Origin of the sequence: Paenibacillus sp. W2I17 (assembly GCF_030815985.1) — a bacterium.
Lineage (GTDB): Bacteria > Bacillota > Bacilli > Paenibacillales > Paenibacillaceae > Paenibacillus.
The window spans coordinates 6,451,250-6,471,010 of record NZ_JAUSXM010000001.1; the positions used below are offsets into that span (position 1 = coordinate 6,451,250).

General features: G+C 45.4%; 20 protein-coding genes. 15 read left to right on the forward strand and 5 right to left on the reverse strand.

Annotation, left to right across the window (positions count from 1 at the left end):
- Positions 1–17 precede the first annotated feature (17 nt).
- A complete protein-coding gene (locus tag QF041_RS28740) occupies positions 18–1,769 on the forward strand; it encodes an ABC transporter ATP-binding protein (protein ID WP_307417076.1) in 1,752 nt (583 codons plus the stop codon).
- Positions 1,770–1,878: 109 nt separating this feature from the next.
- Here the strand turns inward: QF041_RS28740 and QF041_RS28745 are convergent, their stop codons facing one another.
- The 3 genes from QF041_RS28745 to QF041_RS28755 form a co-directional block, all read right to left on the reverse strand.
- Positions 1,879–2,658 (reverse strand): hypothetical protein, encoded by a 780-nt coding sequence (locus tag QF041_RS28745; protein ID WP_307416559.1) that lies wholly within the window; start codon positions 2,656–2,658, stop codon positions 1,879–1,881.
- Positions 2,659–2,772: 114 nt separating this feature from the next.
- Positions 2,773–3,534 carry a LuxR C-terminal-related transcriptional regulator gene (locus QF041_RS28750; RefSeq protein WP_307416560.1) on the reverse strand — a complete coding sequence of 254 codons (762 nt, stop codon included), beginning with the start codon at positions 3,532–3,534 and terminating at the stop codon, positions 2,773–2,775.
- Between the two features lie 26 nt (positions 3,535–3,560).
- Positions 3,561–4,625 carry a suppressor of fused domain protein gene (locus QF041_RS28755; protein ID WP_307416561.1) on the reverse strand — a complete coding sequence of 355 codons (1,065 nt, stop codon included), beginning with the start codon at positions 4,623–4,625 and terminating at the stop codon, positions 3,561–3,563.
- Positions 4,626–4,772: 147 nt separating this feature from the next.
- On the opposite strand from QF041_RS28755, the gene QF041_RS28760 reads away from it, so the two are divergent.
- From QF041_RS28760 to QF041_RS28780, 5 genes are all read left to right on the forward strand, one after another.
- A complete protein-coding gene (locus QF041_RS28760; protein ID WP_307416562.1) occupies positions 4,773–5,066 on the forward strand; it encodes an antitoxin Xre/MbcA/ParS toxin-binding domain-containing protein in 294 nt (97 codons plus the stop codon).
- A 290-nt stretch (positions 5,067–5,356) separates the two neighbouring features.
- Positions 5,357–6,814, forward strand: a complete 1,458-nt coding sequence (locus QF041_RS28765) for a glycoside hydrolase family 1 protein (protein ID WP_307416563.1) — start codon at positions 5,357–5,359, stop codon at positions 6,812–6,814.
- A 192-nt stretch (positions 6,815–7,006) separates the two neighbouring features.
- On the forward strand, positions 7,007–8,431 hold the full coding sequence (locus tag QF041_RS28770; protein WP_373461369.1) for a glycoside hydrolase family 1 protein: 1,425 nt from the start codon (positions 7,007–7,009) through the stop codon (positions 8,429–8,431).
- A gap of 233 nt (positions 8,432–8,664) precedes the next feature.
- Positions 8,665–9,516, forward strand: a complete 852-nt coding sequence (gene licT / locus QF041_RS28775) for a BglG family transcription antiterminator LicT (protein WP_307416564.1) — start codon at positions 8,665–8,667, stop codon at positions 9,514–9,516.
- A gap of 128 nt (positions 9,517–9,644) precedes the next feature.
- Positions 9,645–11,552 carry a beta-glucoside-specific PTS transporter subunit IIABC gene (locus QF041_RS28780; protein WP_307416565.1) on the forward strand — a complete coding sequence of 636 codons (1,908 nt, stop codon included), beginning with the start codon at positions 9,645–9,647 and terminating at the stop codon, positions 11,550–11,552.
- A 69-nt stretch (positions 11,553–11,621) separates the two neighbouring features.
- On the opposite strand, the gene QF041_RS28785 is transcribed toward QF041_RS28780, so the two are convergent.
- Positions 11,622–12,527 (reverse strand): LysR family transcriptional regulator, encoded by a 906-nt coding sequence (locus QF041_RS28785; protein WP_307416566.1) that lies wholly within the window; start codon positions 12,525–12,527, stop codon positions 11,622–11,624.
- Positions 12,528–12,711: 184 nt separating this feature from the next.
- Between QF041_RS28785 and QF041_RS28790 the strand changes: the two genes are divergently transcribed.
- Together QF041_RS28790 and QF041_RS28795 are read left to right on the forward strand one after the other, a co-directional pair.
- Positions 12,712–13,299 (forward strand): ankyrin repeat domain-containing protein, encoded by a 588-nt coding sequence (locus tag QF041_RS28790; RefSeq protein ID WP_307416567.1) that lies wholly within the window; start codon positions 12,712–12,714, stop codon positions 13,297–13,299.
- Positions 13,300–13,348: 49 nt separating this feature from the next.
- On the forward strand, positions 13,349–14,692 hold the full coding sequence (locus QF041_RS28795) for a uracil/xanthine transporter (protein WP_307416568.1): 1,344 nt from the start codon (positions 13,349–13,351) through the stop codon (positions 14,690–14,692).
- Positions 14,693–14,769: 77 nt separating this feature from the next.
- Here QF041_RS28795 and QF041_RS28800 read toward each other — a convergent pair whose 3' ends face one another.
- On the reverse strand, positions 14,770–15,147 hold the full coding sequence (locus QF041_RS28800; protein ID WP_036617371.1) for a PilZ domain-containing protein: 378 nt from the start codon (positions 15,145–15,147) through the stop codon (positions 14,770–14,772).
- A gap of 188 nt (positions 15,148–15,335) precedes the next feature.
- Between QF041_RS28800 and QF041_RS28805 the strand changes: the two genes are divergently transcribed.
- The 7 genes from QF041_RS28805 to QF041_RS28835 all read left to right on the forward strand — a co-directional run bounded on the left by QF041_RS28805 (position 15,336) and on the right by QF041_RS28835 (position 19,704).
- Complete coding sequence (locus QF041_RS28805; protein WP_307416569.1) at positions 15,336–15,803, forward strand: DUF6386 family protein; 468 nt, start codon at positions 15,336–15,338, stop codon at positions 15,801–15,803.
- Positions 15,804–15,831: 28 nt separating this feature from the next.
- On the forward strand, positions 15,832–16,512 hold the full coding sequence (locus QF041_RS28810) for a hypothetical protein (protein ID WP_307416570.1): 681 nt from the start codon (positions 15,832–15,834) through the stop codon (positions 16,510–16,512).
- A gap of 28 nt (positions 16,513–16,540) precedes the next feature.
- Positions 16,541–17,188, forward strand: coding sequence for an SMI1/KNR4 family protein (locus QF041_RS28815; RefSeq protein ID WP_307416571.1), 648 nt, complete (start codon positions 16,541–16,543; stop codon positions 17,186–17,188).
- A 14-nt stretch (positions 17,189–17,202) separates the two neighbouring features.
- Positions 17,203–17,529 (forward strand): hypothetical protein, encoded by a 327-nt coding sequence (locus QF041_RS28820; protein ID WP_307416572.1) that lies wholly within the window; start codon positions 17,203–17,205, stop codon positions 17,527–17,529.
- A gap of 36 nt (positions 17,530–17,565) precedes the next feature.
- Entirely contained in the window at positions 17,566–17,955 is a 390-nt protein-coding gene (locus QF041_RS28825) for a hypothetical protein (RefSeq protein WP_307416573.1), read from the forward strand.
- Between the two features lie 68 nt (positions 17,956–18,023).
- Complete coding sequence (locus tag QF041_RS28830; RefSeq protein ID WP_307416574.1) at positions 18,024–18,572, forward strand: sigma-70 family RNA polymerase sigma factor; 549 nt, start codon at positions 18,024–18,026, stop codon at positions 18,570–18,572.
- Complete coding sequence (locus QF041_RS28835) at positions 18,562–19,704, forward strand: DUF4179 domain-containing protein (RefSeq protein ID WP_307416575.1); 1,143 nt, start codon at positions 18,562–18,564, stop codon at positions 19,702–19,704. The genes QF041_RS28830 and QF041_RS28835 overlap by 11 nt, the downstream gene beginning before the upstream one ends.
- Positions 19,705–19,761 lie beyond the last annotated feature (57 nt).

The following is a 19,761-nucleotide window of genomic DNA, read 5'->3' on the forward strand; positions in this document are numbered from 1 at the left end:
TGAGAGCTGGTGATGACATGGAACCTTTACTGAAAGTTAATGATCTATCGGTCTCTTTTCATTCTGGAGAGAGTGAGTTTCAGGCAGTGCGAGAAGTGAGTTTTGAAGTGCGCAAAGGCGAGACGCTGGGGATTGTAGGCGAATCGGGCAGTGGAAAAAGTGTAACCGCACGTTCCATTATGAGGCTGCTTGCATCGCCGCCTTCACAGATGAAAAATGGAGAGATTCTGTTCAAAGGGGTCGATCTGGCGAATAAAACGCAGAAAGAGATGGAGAGCATCCGTGGGCGTGATATTGGTATGATCTTTCAGGACCCGATGAGTTCTCTTAATCCGACTATTAAAGTGGGTAAACAGATCTCCGAAAGTCTGATCAAACACCAGAAGGTGTCCAAAAGGGAAGCCAAGAAACAGGCGATTGCCATGATGGAGCGGGTGGGGATAACTCGCAGCGAAATACGCTATAACCAGTATCCGCACGAATTCTCCGGAGGCATGCGCCAGCGGGTCATGATTGGTATTGCACTTGCTTGTCGTCCTGAATTGCTCATTGCCGATGAGCCAACAACCGCACTGGACGTTACAATTCAGGCACAGATTCTGAGTTTGATGAAAGATATGCAGGATCAACTGGGTACATCGATTATTCTGATCACGCATGATCTGGGCGTAGTGGCAGGCATGTGTGATCGGGTTGTTGTTATGAAAGAAGGGCAGATCGTGGAAACCGGGACTACAACAGAGATTTTTGCTAATCCCAAACACCCGTATACGATCAGACTTCTGAATGCATTACCACGTCTGGATCAGAAGAAAAAGCCAAAACCGGTATCGTTGGTCCCGAGAGATCTCGAGGATGATCAGCCGTTGCTTGAGGTGAAATCGCTCAGACAACATTTTAATCTGGGGAAAGGCAACACCTTAAAGGCTGTGAATGATATCAGTTTCCATATTCGTCAAGGAGAGACACTCGGCGTTGTAGGGGAATCCGGCAGCGGAAAATCAACCACGGGGCGTGCGATTTTGCGATTGCATGAGCCAACAGGTGGAGATGTACTCTTTAAAGGAGTCCCGCTCAATCGCTTGTCAGCTTCGGAGATGAAAACGATGCGCAGACATATGCAGATCATCTTCCAAGACCCATATGCATCTCTGAATCCCAAAATGAGGATTATGGATATCATTGGAGAAGCCCTTGATATTCATCAACTTGCAGGTACAGCATCTCAGCGGGAGAAGCGGGTGGAGGAACTACTGGAGATGGTGGGTCTTGATCCTACCCATGCGCAGCGTTATCCACATGAATTCTCGGGTGGACAGAGACAGCGGATCGGTATTGCACGAGCTCTGGCTGTGGAACCTGAATTCATCGTATGTGATGAGCCGTTGTCTGCACTGGATGTGTCGATACAGGCTCAGATCGTACAATTGCTTGAAGAGTTACAGCAGCGACTCGGATTGACGTATCTCTTCATCGCGCATGACTTGTCCATGGTTAAACATATCAGTGACCGAGTAGCTGTCATGTATAACGGGAAAATTGTGGAGCTGGCCGAGAGTGAAGAACTCTATTCCAATCCGCAACATGCCTATACCAAGGCATTGCTGTCCGCTATTCCTGTGCCTGACCCAGCGGTAGAAGCGAAGAAAAAGAGACATGTTGTCAAAGAAACAACAAGAGAAAATGTTGAAGTAGAGGACCGTTATAATCTGGAACATTCCAAGTGGGTAGAAGTCACGGAAGGGCACTGGGTAGCTATATCTAGCTAGTGCAATATATAGTCTTTTTAACTACAAAAGAACCCCGACGATGATCTCCACAGATCGTTATCGGGGTTGAGTTATATGTTCTTTGTATAATGGCAGTAATCAAAAGCGATTATTTGAATTGAACCGATTTCTTGATGGTATCAATCTCGGCTTTGGTCTTATCATCCACGTAAGTGAATATGAAGTTGAAAGCATATCCTTCAATAATTGTACTATAGTAATCTTGAGTAACGGTTGAACCGTCACCTGGATCCATCGTGATTTGCATCAGATCCATCTCTTTACCACCGATGGTTTCCGTTGTCATTTCCTTATAATCGTAAGGGAACTGGCTATCCACCATGAATTTTTTGGTTGCTTCCAGGTAGTCTTTACCTGTACGAATGCCTTGCAACAAGCTTACTTTCTCAGCAATGGCCATAGCGGAAGGGCCAACTTGACCTCCGTCCAATGGGTACTTTGAAGCCATAAGCAGATTCAATGTTTTGGTCTGAGACAGTTCAATTTGTTTTTTCTTCGTTTCATCATCACCAGCAATCGCTTCGGATGAAGCACTTGTCAGCTCATTCATGCCTGCAGCATCCTGGAACTCCCATGCTTCCGGGAATTTCAGAGATACGCCAAAATAGTCATTGGTGTAAGAACCTTTTTCCGTAGTCCCCAGCTCAACGTCTTGGGAATTATCAGTTTCCTTGGACTCTTCGCTTGCTGGTTCTGTGTTTTCTGTTTCTTCTGTATTCGCTGTATCAGAATCAGTACCAGTCGTTGTTTCTGTCGGGGTAGGCTCTTCTGTTGCAGCTGTGTTATCTGCTTTGTCACCGCAAGCGGCTGCAACCAGCATAATCATAATGAGCATGGCGAATAAAGAAGCTTTTTTTGGAATTGTCATATTACCCTCCTGAAATGTGTGTGTGTTTGTTTCTCTCTCTCTACATGTTGCCTGCTTCCTAAATTGTAGCACAAACGTTCTCATATACTACCTATAGGAATCTATAGGGGTCTTCTATACATAAGACATTCGGCTGGCAATTGAAACAGCTTCTGTGCTGGATTGCACACCTAATTTGTTAAAAATCACTTTTTTGTGATGATTCACGGTGCATTCCTTGATCTTTAATTTCAAAGCAATGGCTTTTACCGTGAGGCCTCCGGCTATCATCTCCAGAATGGTTAACTGACGCTCGGTGAACTCCACTGCCGGTTTGTCGCACAGTTCAGCAGTCTGTTGACTCTGGTAACAGTTCTGCATGTACGCTGGAATTAGCTTGGCAATGGCGATCAGTTCACCCTGCATATCCGCATTAATGGTGGACACATCCAGATAACCGACATGTTGCGAACCCATGGACAGAGGTGCGGCGTAACAATGCCAGCTTTGAAAATAAGGACTTTCATGCTGCTCGGGGAGCAGCAGTACAGGCTTATTGTTATCCATCGTTTCTGATATGGCGTTAACTCCACAGCTCTTTGCAGTGAAGAACATGCCCGGACGAATGGGGGAATGTTCTACTACAGCTTTTAGATCTGAACTGTAATTCATGGAGAGGAGCACACCGTTGGTATCGGCGAGTAGAAAAAGATAAGTGCCCGTTAAATTCTCTTTGATAACCGAGATACTGTTCTGGAATGCATGAATCAGGAAATGATTGATTTTACGAAGCCTATCCAGACTGGATTTTGGTAAATAGTCGAACGGGGCCGTTCCTGCTGCATGAGAGCAAGTTGGGGACTCTTCGTGTTGTGAGGCAAATGTAATGGCAGGCATGTTGTTACCTCCTTGCTGTACAGTTCTCATCCAATCGTTTGAATGACATGTCCTTCTTGGTCCTTGATTTCTGTTCTAACAATCTGAACGAGAATATGATCCAATGAAGTTATCTCAAATGTTCCTTCAACCGGGCGAAGGTTCTCTGCCAGCTCCTCAACAATTTGTTTGTTCACCGTCAGGGTAACTTGTCTGTCCGATTCCAATACGGCTGGCTGTTCTCCTGCTTCGAATAGAATATTCGTATCAGGTCCGATCAAGGATAGAGAGGCACCTTTCGAAATTCGGCTACGAAGGATGGTGCCAACTAATGCGGCTTGTTTGGCTCCAAGCTGGAGTTTGGCCGGAACCGATTTTTGCAGCAATTTTTTGCGAGGAGACTCCCAAGTCAGTTGTTGTATGAATAAAAACGCTGTGCTGGACCCGTCCTGCTCCATTCCATCCTCAACCGCTTGTATAACCGAAGGAATATCTGCGTACGAATTTCTCATCAGATCCGTCACATATTTGGGCATGAACATGGAGGAGGCAGACAGGAATCCACGAGCATTCCAGCTTTGAATCATTTCCAGTTCCCGACCTGTAATGCCAACCATCTGAATAAATTGCACTGAACCATTAGGCGTAGAGATCGCGGGTAGATCCGGATCTTCAATAAACGAGAGAGCAGTCAGCAAAGTATCAGACTCCAAACAGATGGGGCCATTGGCATCCATGTAATCTCCTGGCTGAAAGATGTTTCCGCTGTTGAACACGTAACGTCCTACATTCTGTAGCAGATTCAGCGCCCAGGCTGGCGGATCAGTCTCTGCTTCACTGCGTGTAAGACGAAAGGTGAGTTCGAATCCATACCCGTTCTTGGATGCATCCTGCATCTCTTTTTCATATAATTCAGAGAAACCGTAGGTAACAAAATGCCAGTGAGGCATGGGTGTGTTCACCTCATAAACGCTAATACCATCGAGTGGATCGGGACCTCCGAGCATGTACGGAAGGGCAGTGCCGTAGTGTTTTGGCTCTTGTTCCCCATACAATTCACGCATGGATTGATCAATCGCATCCCAACCGGATGTGTTTTCTTCCTGAGTCATTATTGAATCCTCCTTGACTGTTCTTTCCCCCGAAAAACATTTAAAATTAAGTCTACCTGTTACAGAAACGGATTCAAGCGGCTTAAGGATGAATTGTGTCAGATAGGACTTCGGTGTTATTAATTGCAATCCAGGGAGTGAAATTACATGAGTATGAAAGGTATCTATTTAAAGGAGTTTAATCAGGCAAGCTGGGACTCATTTTCCGAAGGGTTTGAAGAACTTGAACAAAAGTTGGACCACGCGTGGGTAGAACGTGCGAGATTACAAGGGATTCCGGCAGATATAAGTCGGGTGCTTTTGTGTGAAATGGGGGAGTACGCTTTTGATTGGATAGCGAAAGATATCCCGGCTTTAGGGGACCAAAGTCCCGCTGTTTACCTGGAAACGGAGGAAGGAGCGCAGGCATTAAGGGCAGCGATTATGCGTATGCCGCGTTAATTTTTTCGATGGTGAGAGTGTGCGAACGATCATATGATCCAGTGAAGTTGATTTTGCAAAATAGATATGTTACGCTTACATTACAAGAGCAAACACAACAGAATATGCAATAACATCTTTTGATGGATTGTAACTGTGAAGACAGGCAAAACCTAAACTGATGGTGAAATGAAAGCTCCTTTTTTGGTGCTATTTTACCTTGAGTTTAGGTTTTTCTTGTTTTCTGCTCTAAATTACACCATTTTTCACCTGGAAAAACCAAAATAAATTTCGAAAAGAGGTTGTTATTCATGACCACGGCAAAAAAAGGATTCCCCGAAAACTTCCTATGGGGCGGCGCTACAGCTGCCAATCAATTGGAGGGTGCATTCGATAAGGACGGCAAAGGCCTCTCCACAGCGGACATGATCGCTCATGTTCCGAAAGAGAAGCGTACAGGCGGACATGCCATGGAAATTTCCTCTTCCCGAATTGAAGAGATCCTCTCCGGCAAAATTGAAGAACGTTTCCCGAAACGTTTTGGTATCGATTTCTACCATCACTTTAGAGAAGATATTGCATTGTTTGCCGAAATGGGCTTCAAAGTATTCCGTTTGTCCATTCACTGGGCACGTATTTTCCCGAACGGTTATGATCAAGAGCCAAATGAAGCAGGCTTGAAATTCTACGATGAAGTATTTGACGAATTGTTGAAATATGGCATCGAGCCGCTCGTTACATTGTCTCACTATGAGACTCCGCTTGGCTTGACGCAAAAATATAACGGCTGGGCTGGCCGTGAAGTAATCCAGCACTATGTTAGATATGCAGAAACGGTGTTCAACCGTTATAAAAATAAAGTGAAATACTGGCTGACGTTTAATGAAATTAATGTCATGCTGTTCAGCCCGTACACTGGCGGCGGCATTCTGATCGATAAAGTGGACAACAAGCTGCAAACCACTTATCAAGCGCTGCATCATCAATTTGTAGCAAGTGCATTGGTAACGAAGCTTGCACACGAAATTATCCCTGGTTCCCAAGTGGGTTGTATGCTTGCTCGTATGGAAACCTATGCAGCAACATGTAATCCGGTAGATGTTCGTCTGGCTCAACACGAGAATCAGATCAACCTCTTCTTCACGGACATGCACGCTCGTGGTAAATACCCGAACTACATGGCTCGTTATTTTGAAGAAAACGACATCGTGATTCAAAAAGAAGCAGGCGATGATGAGATCTTGCTGAACAATACCGTTGATTTCATCTCCTTCAGTTACTACATGTCCGTAACCAAATCTGCATCTGCAGACAAGGAAGAAACAACGGGTAACCTGACTGGCGGCGTGAAAAACCCTTATCTGGAAGCGTCCGACTGGGGATGGGAGATCGATCCGATCGGTTTGCGCGTAACCCTGAACAACTTCTGGGATCGCTATCAGAAACCATTGTTCATCGTAGAAAATGGTCTGGGTGCATATGACCGTGTTGAAGAAGACGGTTCGATCCATGACTCCTATCGTGTGGATTACCTGAAAAAACACATCGAACAAATGAAAGAAGCCATCAAAGACGGCGTCGATCTGATTGGATTTACAGCATGGGGCCCGATTGACCTTGTGAGTATGTCCACTTCCGAAATGTCCAAACGTTATGGTTTCATCTACGTGGATCTGGATGACGAAGGTAACGGAACTCTCAAACGTTCCAAAAAGGATTCATTCGACTGGTACAAAAACGTAATCTCCAGCAATGGTGAACAGCTGTAGTTCTCTCGTTTCCAGGATTGTTACCGCATAAAAAGCGGGCAAAACCTAACACGAAAGTTGGCATGGAAGGAATCTGATGTTCCTGACAGCCCTTTTAGTTGGAGATTGTCCGCTTTTTCCTGTTGGCAAAGGATAGAGTAATGTATTTAGACAAAGAATGAAAATACCGTTAATTAGAGAGGAATGATTGACATGACAACACCATTTCCGAAGGACTTCCTATGGGGCGGCGCTGTAGCAGCCAACCAACTTGAAGGAGCTTATAATACAGATGGCAAAGGTCTGTCTGTTCAAGATGTAATGCCACACGGGATTACAACACCTAGAACGGAAGCACCTACAGAAGATAACCTGAAACTGATCGGTATCGATTTCTACAACCGCTACAAAGAGGATGTTAAACTTTTTGCTGAAATGGGCTTCAAAGTGTTCCGTACATCCATCGCGTGGTCCCGTATCTTCCCTAAAGGTGATGAATTGGAGCCAAATGAGAAAGGTCTGCAATTCTACGATGACCTGTTCGATGAGTGCCACAAATATGGTATTGAACCACTCGTAACGATCTCTCACTATGAGACACCACTACATTTGTCCAAAACGTATGATGGCTGGGTTAACCGTAAAATGATTGATTTCTACGAGCGTTATGTAACAGTGCTGTTTAACCGTTACAAAGGCAAAGTGAAATACTGGCTGACGTTTAATGAAATCAACTCCATTCTGGAGGAACCATTCATGAGCGGCGGGATCTACACGCCAAAAGCAGAACTGTCCAAACAGGATCTGTACCAAGCGATCCATCATGAATTGGTAGCTAGTGCCCTGGCTGTTAAACTGGGTCATGAAATTATGCCTGAAGCCAAAATCGGCTGTATGGTACTGAGCATGCCTACGTATCCGCTGACTCCGAATCCGGATGATGTGGTTGCAGCAATGCATGCGGAACAGCGCAATGATATCTTTGCTGATATCCATGCACGTGGTTACTATCCAAAATACATTAATCGTTATTTCAAAGCGAATAATATCAATATCAAGTTTGAAGATGGCGATGCTGAAATTCTGAAGCATACCGTAGACTTTATCTCGTTCAGTTATTATGTAAGTATCTGTGAGACAGGTGATCCGGAGAAACGGGTTGAAGGAAAAGGAAACCTGTTCGCAGGTGTGCAGAACCCTTATCTCAAAGCGAGTGAGTGGGGCTGGCAGATCGATCCGCAAGGACTACGCGTAACGCTGAACAAATACTGGGACCGTTATCAAAAACCATTGTTTATTGTCGAAAATGGTCTGGGTGCAGTGGATGAGTTAATCACGGACGAAAATGGCAATAAAACGGTGAACGATGATTACCGTATTCAATACTTGAATGACCATCTGGTACAGGTGGGCGAAGCTCTTGAGGATGGCGTAGAAGTGATGGGTTATACGTCATGGGGCTGTATTGACCTGGTAAGTGCTTCAACAGCAGAGATGAAGAAACGTTATGGTTTCATCTATGTAGACCGCAACAATGATGGTTCAGGAACATTGGATCGTTACAAGAAAAAATCATTCCATTGGTACAAGGAAGTTATTAGTACAAATGGCGCAAGTCTTAAGAATAACAACGAGTAAATACTAGTTCTGCAAGCATAGTTGTACAAGCACCTTCTGATGTCACATTAACGCACATTAACCGCTTTCACAAAAACATTGTCATATGGATAATTATATGGTAAGATGGGCCTAAGGCTAATGAATACTGGATTGTTACTGTTCAATCAGGCAAAACCAGAAGCGGGGCATATTTCGTGACCTGCTTTGGTTTTGCCTTTTACTACTTTGACGGTGCAAGGTGATGTGAAGAAATGAAAATTGAGAAGGTGCTGAACAACAACGTAGTTACCGTAATTGATCCGGGAGGAAACGAACTGGTCGTTATGGGACGTGGAATTGCCTTCAAAAAGCATACTGGTGAATCGATTGACGAAAGTCTCGTCGAAAAAATATTCTCGCTTGAAAGTAAGGAAGTATCACAGAAACTTAAAACACTTCTGTCTGATATCCCGGTTGAATATGTCGAGTGCTCGGATGAGATTATCCGTTATGCCGAGACGGTGTTAGGTGAGAAGCTGCATGAAAGCATCTACATTTCACTGACGGATCATATTCATTTTGCCATTGATCGACATCGTCAAGGATTGCAGATCCGTAACGCATTGTTCTGGGAGATCAAGCGCATGTACCGGAAGGAATATGCCATTGGACTCAAGGCGCTACAGATTATTGAGGAAACTTTAGGTGTCCTGTTACCCGAAGACGAATGCGCATTCATTGCAATGCATCTGGTTAATGCCCAGATGAACGGTGAGATGAGGGAAACGATCAGTATTACAAACATTGTTAAGGACATACTTAACATCGTAAGACGTAGCTTTGTGATTGAACTTGATGAAGATTCATTGAGTTATTATCGATTTTTAACTCATCTGAAGTTCTTTGCCCAACGTGTGCTGCAAGGAACGGCGATTGAAGATAAAGAAGAAGATAACCCGCTTCATGACTTGGTGAGCAAGCAGTATCCGGAAGCACATGCATGTGCAGTAAGGATCAGCGACTATACGCGTAAGATCTATAATCGGTTGTTGTCCAAGGAAGAAATACTGTATCTAACCATTCATATTGAACGAGTTGTCAGAAATGAACAAACAATTGAATAAAGTTGGGATTGTTACTGCTAAAAAGGCAAAACCTAAACGTTGAATAATGATAAGCTTTTCTGCTTTGTCATTATTCAGTGTTTAGGTTTTTTTTTAACCTTCATTACACATAAAAGGAGCAAAACACAATGGATAAACAACAATTGTCCAAGGATATTTTGAAGCTTGTTGGTGGCGAAGAGAATATCGATCAAGTCACACACTGTATGACAAGACTCAGATTTAACCTGAATGACAACCAAAAAGCGGACAAAGCGACGCTAAAAAATACACCAGGTGTGATGGGCGTGATGGAGAACGGTGGACAGTTCCAGGTTATCATCGGTAACGATGTACCTGTCGTGTATAACGCACTTGTTGGCAACATGTCCAAATCTCCAAACGCAGATAATGCAACATCAAGTGCTTCAACTGGGGAGAAGAAAAAGAGAAATCCGGTAAGTGCGTTGTTCGACTTCATTTCCGGTATATTTACACCGATTCTGCCAGCGATTACAGGTGCAGGTATGATCAAAGGGATCGTGGCCATCCTTGTTGCACTTGAATGGTTGTCCGACACCAGCTCGACCTACATCATTTTGTCTGCAATCGGTGACGGTGCATTCTACTTCCTGCCAATCATTCTGGCGATCAGTGCTGCACGCAAACTGGGTAGCAATATGTATATTGGTGCAGCGCTCGCGGCGGGCATTATGCATCCAACGATTACGGCATTACTAGTCGAAGGGGATTCAACTTTTGCAGGGATTAAGGTTATTGCCGCAACTTACGCTTCTAGTGTAATCCCAATTATTCTTGCTATCTGGATTGCTTCTTATGTAGAGAAAGCAGTTAATCATGTTACTCATGCTTCTCTGAAGCTCTTGGTTGTTCCAACAGTAACTCTGTTGATTATGGTTCCGCTGACCTTGATTACCGTTGGTCCATTAGGGACGGTACTCGGTAATGGTTTGTCTGGTGGTATTGCTTGGTTGTTCGACAATATGTCTATCTTTGCAAGTATCCTGATTGGTGGAACGATGTCACTGCTGATCATCACGGGTATGCACTATGCCTTGCTGCCAATCGTTGTTGGTTCGATAGCAACGTTGGGCTATGACTATATTATTCCTTTAATGTTTGCAGCGAACTGGGCGCAGTCAGGTAGTGCCGTTGGTGTTGCGTTGAAATCAAAAAATGCTCAAACCAGATCTCTTGGCTACTCCACGGGTCTCACTGCTTTTATGGGAATTACTGAACCGGCCATGTATGGTATCAACATGAAATTTAAAAAACCGTTTATTGCAGCCCTGATCGGTGGAGCGGCAGGTGGTGCATTTATGGGTATTTTCCAAGCAAAAGCATTTGTACCAGTAGGTCTTGCAGGTTTGCCAAGTGTTGCTGCCTATATCAGTTCAGATATAAGTACACTCATTTATGCTGTTGGAGGTGCTTTAGTTGCATTGTTAGTAGCGGCAGTACTGACGTACATTCTTGGGTTCCAAGAAGAAAATGCATCGGAGCCAGTAGCTGCACCAGCAGCTGAGCCGGCAACACCAGCAGCAACAACTTCTGCTGCTGTAACTGAAGAAGCAAAAGCACAAGATGAGCAAGTATTCAGCCCAATCACAGGTGAAGTTAAACCGCTGAGCGAAGTGCCGGACCCTGCATTCTCTGAAGAGATTATGGGTAAAGGATTCGCGATTCAACCATCTGAGGGCCGCGTTGTATCTCCGATCAACGGAACCGTGTTCTCGTTATCGAAGAGTGGACATGCCATTGGTCTGGTAAGTGATACAGGCGCAGAAATGTTGATTCATATCGGGATTGATACCGTGAAGTTGAAAGGTCAGTTCTTCTCTCCTAAAGTTCAAGCAGGTGCGAAGGTAACCGTAGGTGATGTACTGATGGAGTTCGACCGGGAACAGATCGAAAAAGCCGGTTATACAACGATTACACCAGTCATTATTACAAACATGCATCAGTATGAGTCCATTGAGTCTGCTGGTCGCACTACGATCAAAGAAAAAGACTTGTTGTTCACAGCTAAAGCTTAACCATAAAATGAAACAGCAGCTTCACCGGAATGTAATCCGGTAAAGCTGCTGTTTTTTGCTTATAGCCTTTTACACCACGGGAAGCATTCCCTGAACCAATTGCACAAAGTGTTGTGCAGGCTTGGACAGATAACGGTTCTGCAGCCAGACCAGCGCCGAGCCAACCGTGGAATGCTGATCCTGGATGCGATATACGTGGAATGGGTGCTCGTGATATAGCTGTAGTACCGTGTGAGGCACGATGGAACTGGCGAAGCCGAGTCGGACCAGTTCCAGCAACATATTAATGTCTGAGCACTCACCCATGATGGAGGGGGTAACCTGATGCTCCCGGAACTTGTCCAAAATTAGCTCGAACATACCGAGTCCTTCTGTGCTTGGAAGCAGTAGAGGGATACCTGTAAGCTGCTCAAAATAAGTCCCCATCTCCGCTCCTGGTCCCATCTCTGTCGGACTATCAAGCGGTGTTGAAGAAATATAGAAGAGTCGTTCCTGTGGCAGGTGCAGCACCTCATAGCGTTCTGTCTGGACGGGCATGCGTACACAGGCGAGTTCAACTTTGCCATCTTCCAGCAGGCGGCATAATTGTGCAGACTCATTTTGCTGAATTTTATAGGTAACCTGTGGGTGGGTGGTGCGAAACTGTTGCAGTGCTTGCGGGATCAGGCGATCCGATATGGTATTGATGCCGATGGCGAGTTTGCCCCGTATGCCGTGACGGAAACTTTGCATCTCCATTACAGCTTCCTCCATATATTTGGTCAAGGTAACCGCATAATCATAGAAGCTGCGACCCGCCTGCGTTAGCTCCATCATGCGCCCTTTGCGTTCAAATAGAATCACACCAAGCTCTTCTTCCATTAACTTAAGCTGCTGGCTTAAGGGTGGCTGAGCCATGTGAAGTCTTCGGGCTGCTGCTGTAATCTGTTTCTCCTCAGCAATGGCAATAAAATAGCGACATTGTTTGATATCCAAGTGGTTGTTCTCCTTCGCCTGCAATGTATATGTAATTCGTATGGAAAGCCAACAAAACATGTATTTTTAATATACTACGATCTTATGTTACCATACATTAGATTTGCATACCTGACTAACAGGGTTTGGTTTCTATATGAATATTACTGCATGAGAAAGACCTTGAATTGGGGGATAAAACAACGTGGTTAGAACAATACATGATGCTGCTCAAGCGGGCCATACCGATGAGGTCATTCGATTTATCACACAACAGGGTAGCCGGTTGAATGAACGGGATGCATTGGGGCGAACACCTCTGCTGGCTGCGGTGCACGGTAACAAGATAGACACGGCAAGGATGTTAGTGGATGCCGGAGCCGACATTAATCTTCGGGATGCACGATTGGACAACCTGCTGTTATACACGAGTGCTGAGGGTATGTATGACATGGTCGAATTGGCGATTACAGCAGGTGCAGATACGAGGTTAACGAATCGTTTTGGCGGCACAGCTCTTATCCCAGCAGCGGATCGGGGCCATGTGGACATTGTGGAGCTTCTGCTGACACGCAGTGATGTGGATGTGAACCATATCAACAACCTGGGGTGGACAGCCTTGCTGGAAGCGGTCATTTTAGGAGATGGTGGGCCGCGTCACCAGCAGATTGTTGCCTTGCTTTTGCAATATGGTGCAGATCCAAAGATCGCGGATCGGGATGGGATTACACCGCTTGCACATGCGAGCCGACATCGGTATGCCGAGATGGAACGACTATTAACCCAAGTCTGAAGAGACTTATACATTTATGATACAGAACAGTGAAAGGATATTCCAACGAATGAACAGACATCAAGAGCATTTTTCACAAAAGAATATGAAGGACGTATCTTCACTGATTTTGGCAGGTATACAGTGGTTTTTCTTCCTGTTTACCAATACCGTTGTTGTTCCGCTATCCATTGGACATAATTTTCATCTGTCTCCGGATGCCATCGCTGCCTCCATGCAGCACGCATTTATCCTTACCGGAGCAGTGTGTATTCTTCAAGCCGTATTTGGTCATCGATATGCGATTATGGATGGTCCGTCAGGGTTATGGTGGGGATTGACGCTAAGTTTGACGGTATCTGCTTCATCGGCTGGTATGAGTCTGGAACGTATTGGCGGTGGACTGGCTGCAGGTTTTCTATTAGCGGGACTAACGATGGTGATTCTGGGTTGGCTGGGAGCAGCGCAAGTGCTGCAAAAGCTGTTCACACCTATGGTGAAGAGTGCCATGTTGTTCTTAATGACGATTCAATTAACGATGAATTTTTTCAAAGGTATGATTGGATATACGGAGTTTGGTCGTTTCGATCTGCCTGTTGCCGCATTGTCCGTTGTCATTGCATTTTTGGTGGCATGGATTCAATTAAAGGGTAGGGGGAAACTGGGGAACTACGCGATCCTGATTGGGATTGTGGCAGGCTGGATCGCTTATAGTCTATTGTTTCCTGGACAACATGGCGGACAGCCTAATCAGGCCCCGGCAGGTCTTGAACTGTTTCCGTGGGGAGCACCCAGATGGGAACCGGGTATTGTCATTACTGCATTTTTCGTGGGGTTGGTGAACATGACGAATTCGATCACCACATTAAGCACAGTTGAGAAACTATACCGGACAGAAACAACAAGCCGTCAGTATAGGCATTCCTATGCGCTAACGGGTCTGTTCACGATGTTGTCAGCCTGTGTAGGTGTGCTGCCCTTTGGTTTATTTGCATCATCGATCGGATTCTTGGAGAGTACTCGCATTCTGCGTCGTGCTGCCTTGATAATTGGAGCGGGGATGTTATGTGTGATAGGTCTTACACCTTCAGTGACAGCATTTTTTGCACAAATACCACCAAGCGTCGGCAGTGCGGTTTTGTTTGTGGCTTATCTTCAGATGTTCGGCACGGCACTAAGAACGCTTGAAGGTACAACGTTTAATTCTAAAACGATCTATCGTGTAGCGCTGCCGGTCCTCACGGGAGTTGCGGTCATGAATATTCCTGCTGAGGCCTTTCAAACTTTGCCCATGTACCTCATTCCGATCATAAGCAATGGTCTCGTCATTGGGGTATTGGTCTCAGTGGTTCTTGAAAAAACCGTGAACTGGTCCAAAATGGAACAACCAGCGACAGTTAGTAAAGCGGCATAAAGAGTTTCATCTTGCGACAGTCCAATTTGATTGGGCTGTTTTTTTGTTTTTTTGTTATCAGGCTATATGGCATCTAACTATTTCACAATAATTTTGCCTTGACCTGCAAGCATTCGCATCTCTCTAGAGAGACGGTCCTGGTTCCCATCCTGCATTTCGAGTTGAACACCATAATGCCATGAGGTATTTTTTTCTTGACCCCAGCGGAGAGTGCCTTCCATATATAGAGGGTCTTCAAAGAGCAGCATATTCATTCCAATCCGAATATCGTTATTCTCTACAGGAAGGGACAGCGGAAATGACAGCTGACAGCCGGATCGACTGATATCGCAGAGTTCGGCCTGAATGGGTTTGGCTGGTGCGTTAACCCCGTTGATGCTGAGAATATAGATCTCAAAGTGGATTGGTTCCTTCAATGTGTAGCGAAAGGGTTCTTTTCTATTGTTAATTGACATGGCTTGGCTTCCTCCATCAGGTTCAAAAAAAGTCAGTTATGCTTATATCGACCATTTGGAGCGAGAAATGAAGAGTTGCGCAAGCAGAGATGGTCCATGGGTTCCTTTTACACGTGTATCAGGCTTGATATAATGATGGAATATATTTCTGAGGTCAGACCTGGATCAGACAGAAGGGACGGGTGAATATGAGAGGAACATTTCAAATGGTTACAGATACGGCAACATTGTGCCTGTATGATCTGGCAGCGTTAAAACATCGGCTTGAGGATACTTCGGACTGGTGGTCCATTCCAGTGGATGAGCTGGCTGAGGTGAATGCAGGTCATTGTCTGTTCCTGAATCTGGGTGCGGATGGAGTGTATGAGGTGGAATGGAGCCTGGAGGATGTAGAGAAGGATTCAAATCCAGATCACGCAGCGGAACGGGAAAAGGTGTATTATCTGCAAGTTCCGTCTGGGCAAGTCTATCTGGGAGCGGCGGATGATGTCACTGGGGGTGAATTGGAGCCGGATGAGACGTGTGAAGGGGTTCTGTTTCAGCTAAAGCCCGGAAATTATGCGTGTATCGTCTCCAGAGAAGCCAGTCGGATCACCATTGTCATGACACCAAGTATTCAGGGAAATAACACGCTGGATGAATTAATCCGGATATAGTGCACATATACAAACAGGAGGGATTCATATGCAGGATTGGAATGAGATAACGATGATGAATGCAGATGCCCTGCGTAAACGGATGAGAATACTCGCTGCTTTGGATATCATCTTTTCGGAGGAAGAATGGCTACGCGTTCATCATTATGAAGCTAAACTTCAGCCAGGTGTGGCATGGGGAAGCATCAATAACGGCGCAGGTGATCATCTGCATGTATTGTTTACGGATTCAGGCACGTTGATCAAGGGATTTGATCATGAGTCACCTTTAAGTCCGCATGCTCGTGAGGATGGTGAGATTTATCCGGGCATGTACGATGAAGTGCCGGAGGCGTTGATGGCTGTTCTGAGAGATCAGGAGGAAACATTGGATCTGGAGGATGTGACCTTTTGCCTATGGCAGGAAGGGAACGACTTGTCATGGATGGTTGGTAACTGGATTCAGATGGCCATAGCCGAGGAAGATGAAGCGGACGCCAGAGGTGGCGCAGAATTTTTACTGGGATATTTGAATAAGAACTCGGAAGATTACGCTGATTGGGCAAAAGGGTACTATGACTTGCCGGATCTGCCGTTGGAAGCCGTAGCTGAAGTATATGAAGGAAAACCGGTGACCGCCAGACTGATTAAGCAGTTGTGTCCTGAGAGAGATGTGGCAGCAGCACTGGATGAGTTACAGCAACGCGGGTACGCCGTGGAACAAACGTAATGGAGTAGCAAAGGAGGAGAGGTAGATTATGTACACTGTACAACTGGAACGTATGCGTGAAAAGTTGATCACTCTCCGAAGTCTGGACCCGGATCTGGAGCTGTTTGGCGCAGAAAACCATGAATATGAAATGGCACCTGTATGGACACAGAAGGATATTGCGCAATTTGAACAGAAATGGCGAATTGAGTTGCTGGAGGACTATAAGCTATGGCTTCTTCATATGGGAACGGCTGGTGCAGGACCTTATTATGGTCTGGAAAACCCGGATGATGGCGTATACGCTGTGCTTGGTTATGATGATGAGCTGAATGCGATCTCGGACCCTTTCCAATTCACGGAAGCATGGAACTGGAACTATGACTGGTTCGATGACAGCAAGGAAGAAGAGGAATGGGAAGCGCTGGAACGCGAATATTTTGATCCAAAGTGGTCGGCAGGCATGCTGCGCATCAGTGATTTTGGCTGTGGCGTATCCATGAATCTGATCGTTAAGGGAGCCTCCTACGGAGAAATCTGGGTTGATGACCGGGCTAACCGCAACGGAATTTATCCTGATCAGTATTGGGGCAATACGAATCGATTGCATTTTCTGGACTGGTATGAGTTGTGGTTGGATCGTTCAATCGATCAAATGCATGAACAAAAGCAACAATCTGGAGCGAACGAAGTCTGAAGGAGGTTGTACATATGGGCTGGGAATATGGGATTAGAGCAACGGAGCCTGCGATTTTACCTGAAGTTGTAAAGCGTTTGGCAAGTGCATTAACGTTTACCAACATGTACAGCTTAGAACACCAAGCCAACAGCTTTGTATTGAAACGTGAAGATCCTTCCTGGCCTAAAGCACTTGAAGTGTGGATAGAAGAGGCTTCCGGGTTTGAAGAGATTGTGGATGGGGATTCGTATATCTACTGTTTGTTTCATATCTGGGGTGAAGAGGCGCGGAGCTGGATGCATCAGATGGAGCAAGAAACTAGGCAGGTTGATGGTGGTTTAATCTGGTTTGAACTCTGAGCGGTAAGAGATTTGCCTGAAACAGGAGGAGCATATATGGCTAAAAAATCAAAGAGAACAATTCCTGCGCTCATGTATCAGTATCAAGGTCCACAGCGGAATGTGGGTTTTGTTTTATCCCCTTTATACATAGAAGAATCGGTTGAAGTAGAGATGGAAGACATGCTGTTCATATATAATGAAGACTTTGACTATATTTGTCCTGCATTGGATCGTGTATTTCCCTTAACTGACCCACGAACTGGAGAAGAGATGAAGGCTCTTGATCCCTGCTGGGAGAATCCAATTACGACGGGATCGAAGTCACCGGCAATTTGTAAGTTAGTTGATCTTGGATTGTTCATGCTTGTGCGTTATTCAGTATACAGGCGGCCGAAGTGCTATGTAATCAAGCTTCCTCATGATGATGGCGGAGCTTTTTTTTGATGAATAAAAACCGTTTGCTTCACTCACCCGTCTTATACCACAGAAAGAGAGAGAAGGAGGGATGCGGGGTGGAAACAAAAGCAGAGATGAACCAGAGGATCTATGTACAGACCGAAGACGAGACGGAATTTGTGCAATCCATTATGGAACATCAAGATACGCTCATTTCTATTGCCTACAGTTATCTGCGTAACCGGCAAGATGCGCTGGAAGCTGTGCAGGAGATGACGTGCCGGGCTTGGATCAAACGTCGTACGCTGAATAATGAGAAGGCGTTCAAGTCGTGGATCATTCGGATTCTGATCTATGTCTGCATCGATGAACAGAGGCGCCGCAAGCGGGCAACACCTCTGGCGAAGGAGGATCTGGAGGACAGCATTCCGGCGTCTTGGATGATTAGCGTTGATGATAATCGAATTGCTATGGAATCTCTTTTGCAAAAGGTGAAACCAAAATATCGCCATGTATTATTGCTGAAATATTATAACGACATGACACTGACGGATATTGCCTCGATCCTCGGCAAACCGGAAGGGACGATCAAGACCTGGCAGCACAAGGGGCTCCAGCAGTTGCGCAAGTTGATGAGGAATAGGAGGGATTGGCATGACCACTAACCCGGAGGAGAAAGCACTTCTTGCAGACGCATATCAGGTGAAAAGAGAGAAGCAGCACTGGAATCCGGCGGACACGACTGTTGCAATTCAACGCGGTCTCGCAAAGGGCAGAATAAAACGATCAGGTAGGACCTTTCGTATCAAATGGATCACGGCAGTGCTAGTCACGGTTCTGGCTGCGGGTTGGTTTCTTATAGGCCCGCTTGGAAACTATGGGCAGCAACCGGCAACATATACTGAGCCTGTGACCCATTGGGGAGTACTAGAGCCCTTTCGTGACCTGTTAACTTCGGATATGGACCGTGCAACGATTACTTCAACGCTCAATTATGGTTATGTGCAACTCGTGGATCGGACGGTTACATCAGGAATATATCAGTTTACCGTGAACGCGGTTATGGCGGATGAGAACAGGATAACCGTATTGTATACCGCTAGAACGGATGCTTCGCAAGAGATGTATTCGACGGTTAATATGAAGATGACGGATGCTTCCACAGGGGACTTACTTGGCAATGGCAGTGCAGGAGGTATACATTTTTCGAAGGATAAGCATACCATTTATGGCCGGAATACAATTGAGCGTAATCGAAATAAACCGCTGCCTGAGCAAGTGAATCTTCAGTTCCAGCTGTCTTCAGTTGTACCAGATGTGGTGGATTATACAGGCAACGGGGAGAAGGAACGAAAATATCAATTCTCCAAAAAAATGAATGTTTCTTTCCCTCTGGATCCCAAGTTTTCTATCCCCAAAACGGAAGTCATTAACGTTAATCGGACTTTTACTCTTGGAGGGTATGAGGTCTTTTTGTCGGAGGTGGAGGTGTCTCCGTTGGTAACTCGGGTCAAATTTGTCCATGCACCTGATCAAGAAATTGATTACAAAACGAAGTTGTCGCTCAACGAGATTGTTCGGCCTATCGAGATCATTTCGACCTCCCGTAATGGGAAGCAGACCAAGTTATCCATGGTAGGTGGAAGCGGATCGGAAGATGGAATGATGTATTCTTTCAGTAGCAATCTGTTGGACCATCCGGAGTCCATGGTGTTAAAACTTAGTGGTAAACCAGATAAGGTCTATGATGATTTGCAGGAAGCCAAGAATGATGAACTGGAAATCAAAATCAAATAAGATGAACTAACTGGCAATACTCTTATTCAGATTAGGTGGATGTTAGTGAAAGCAGAG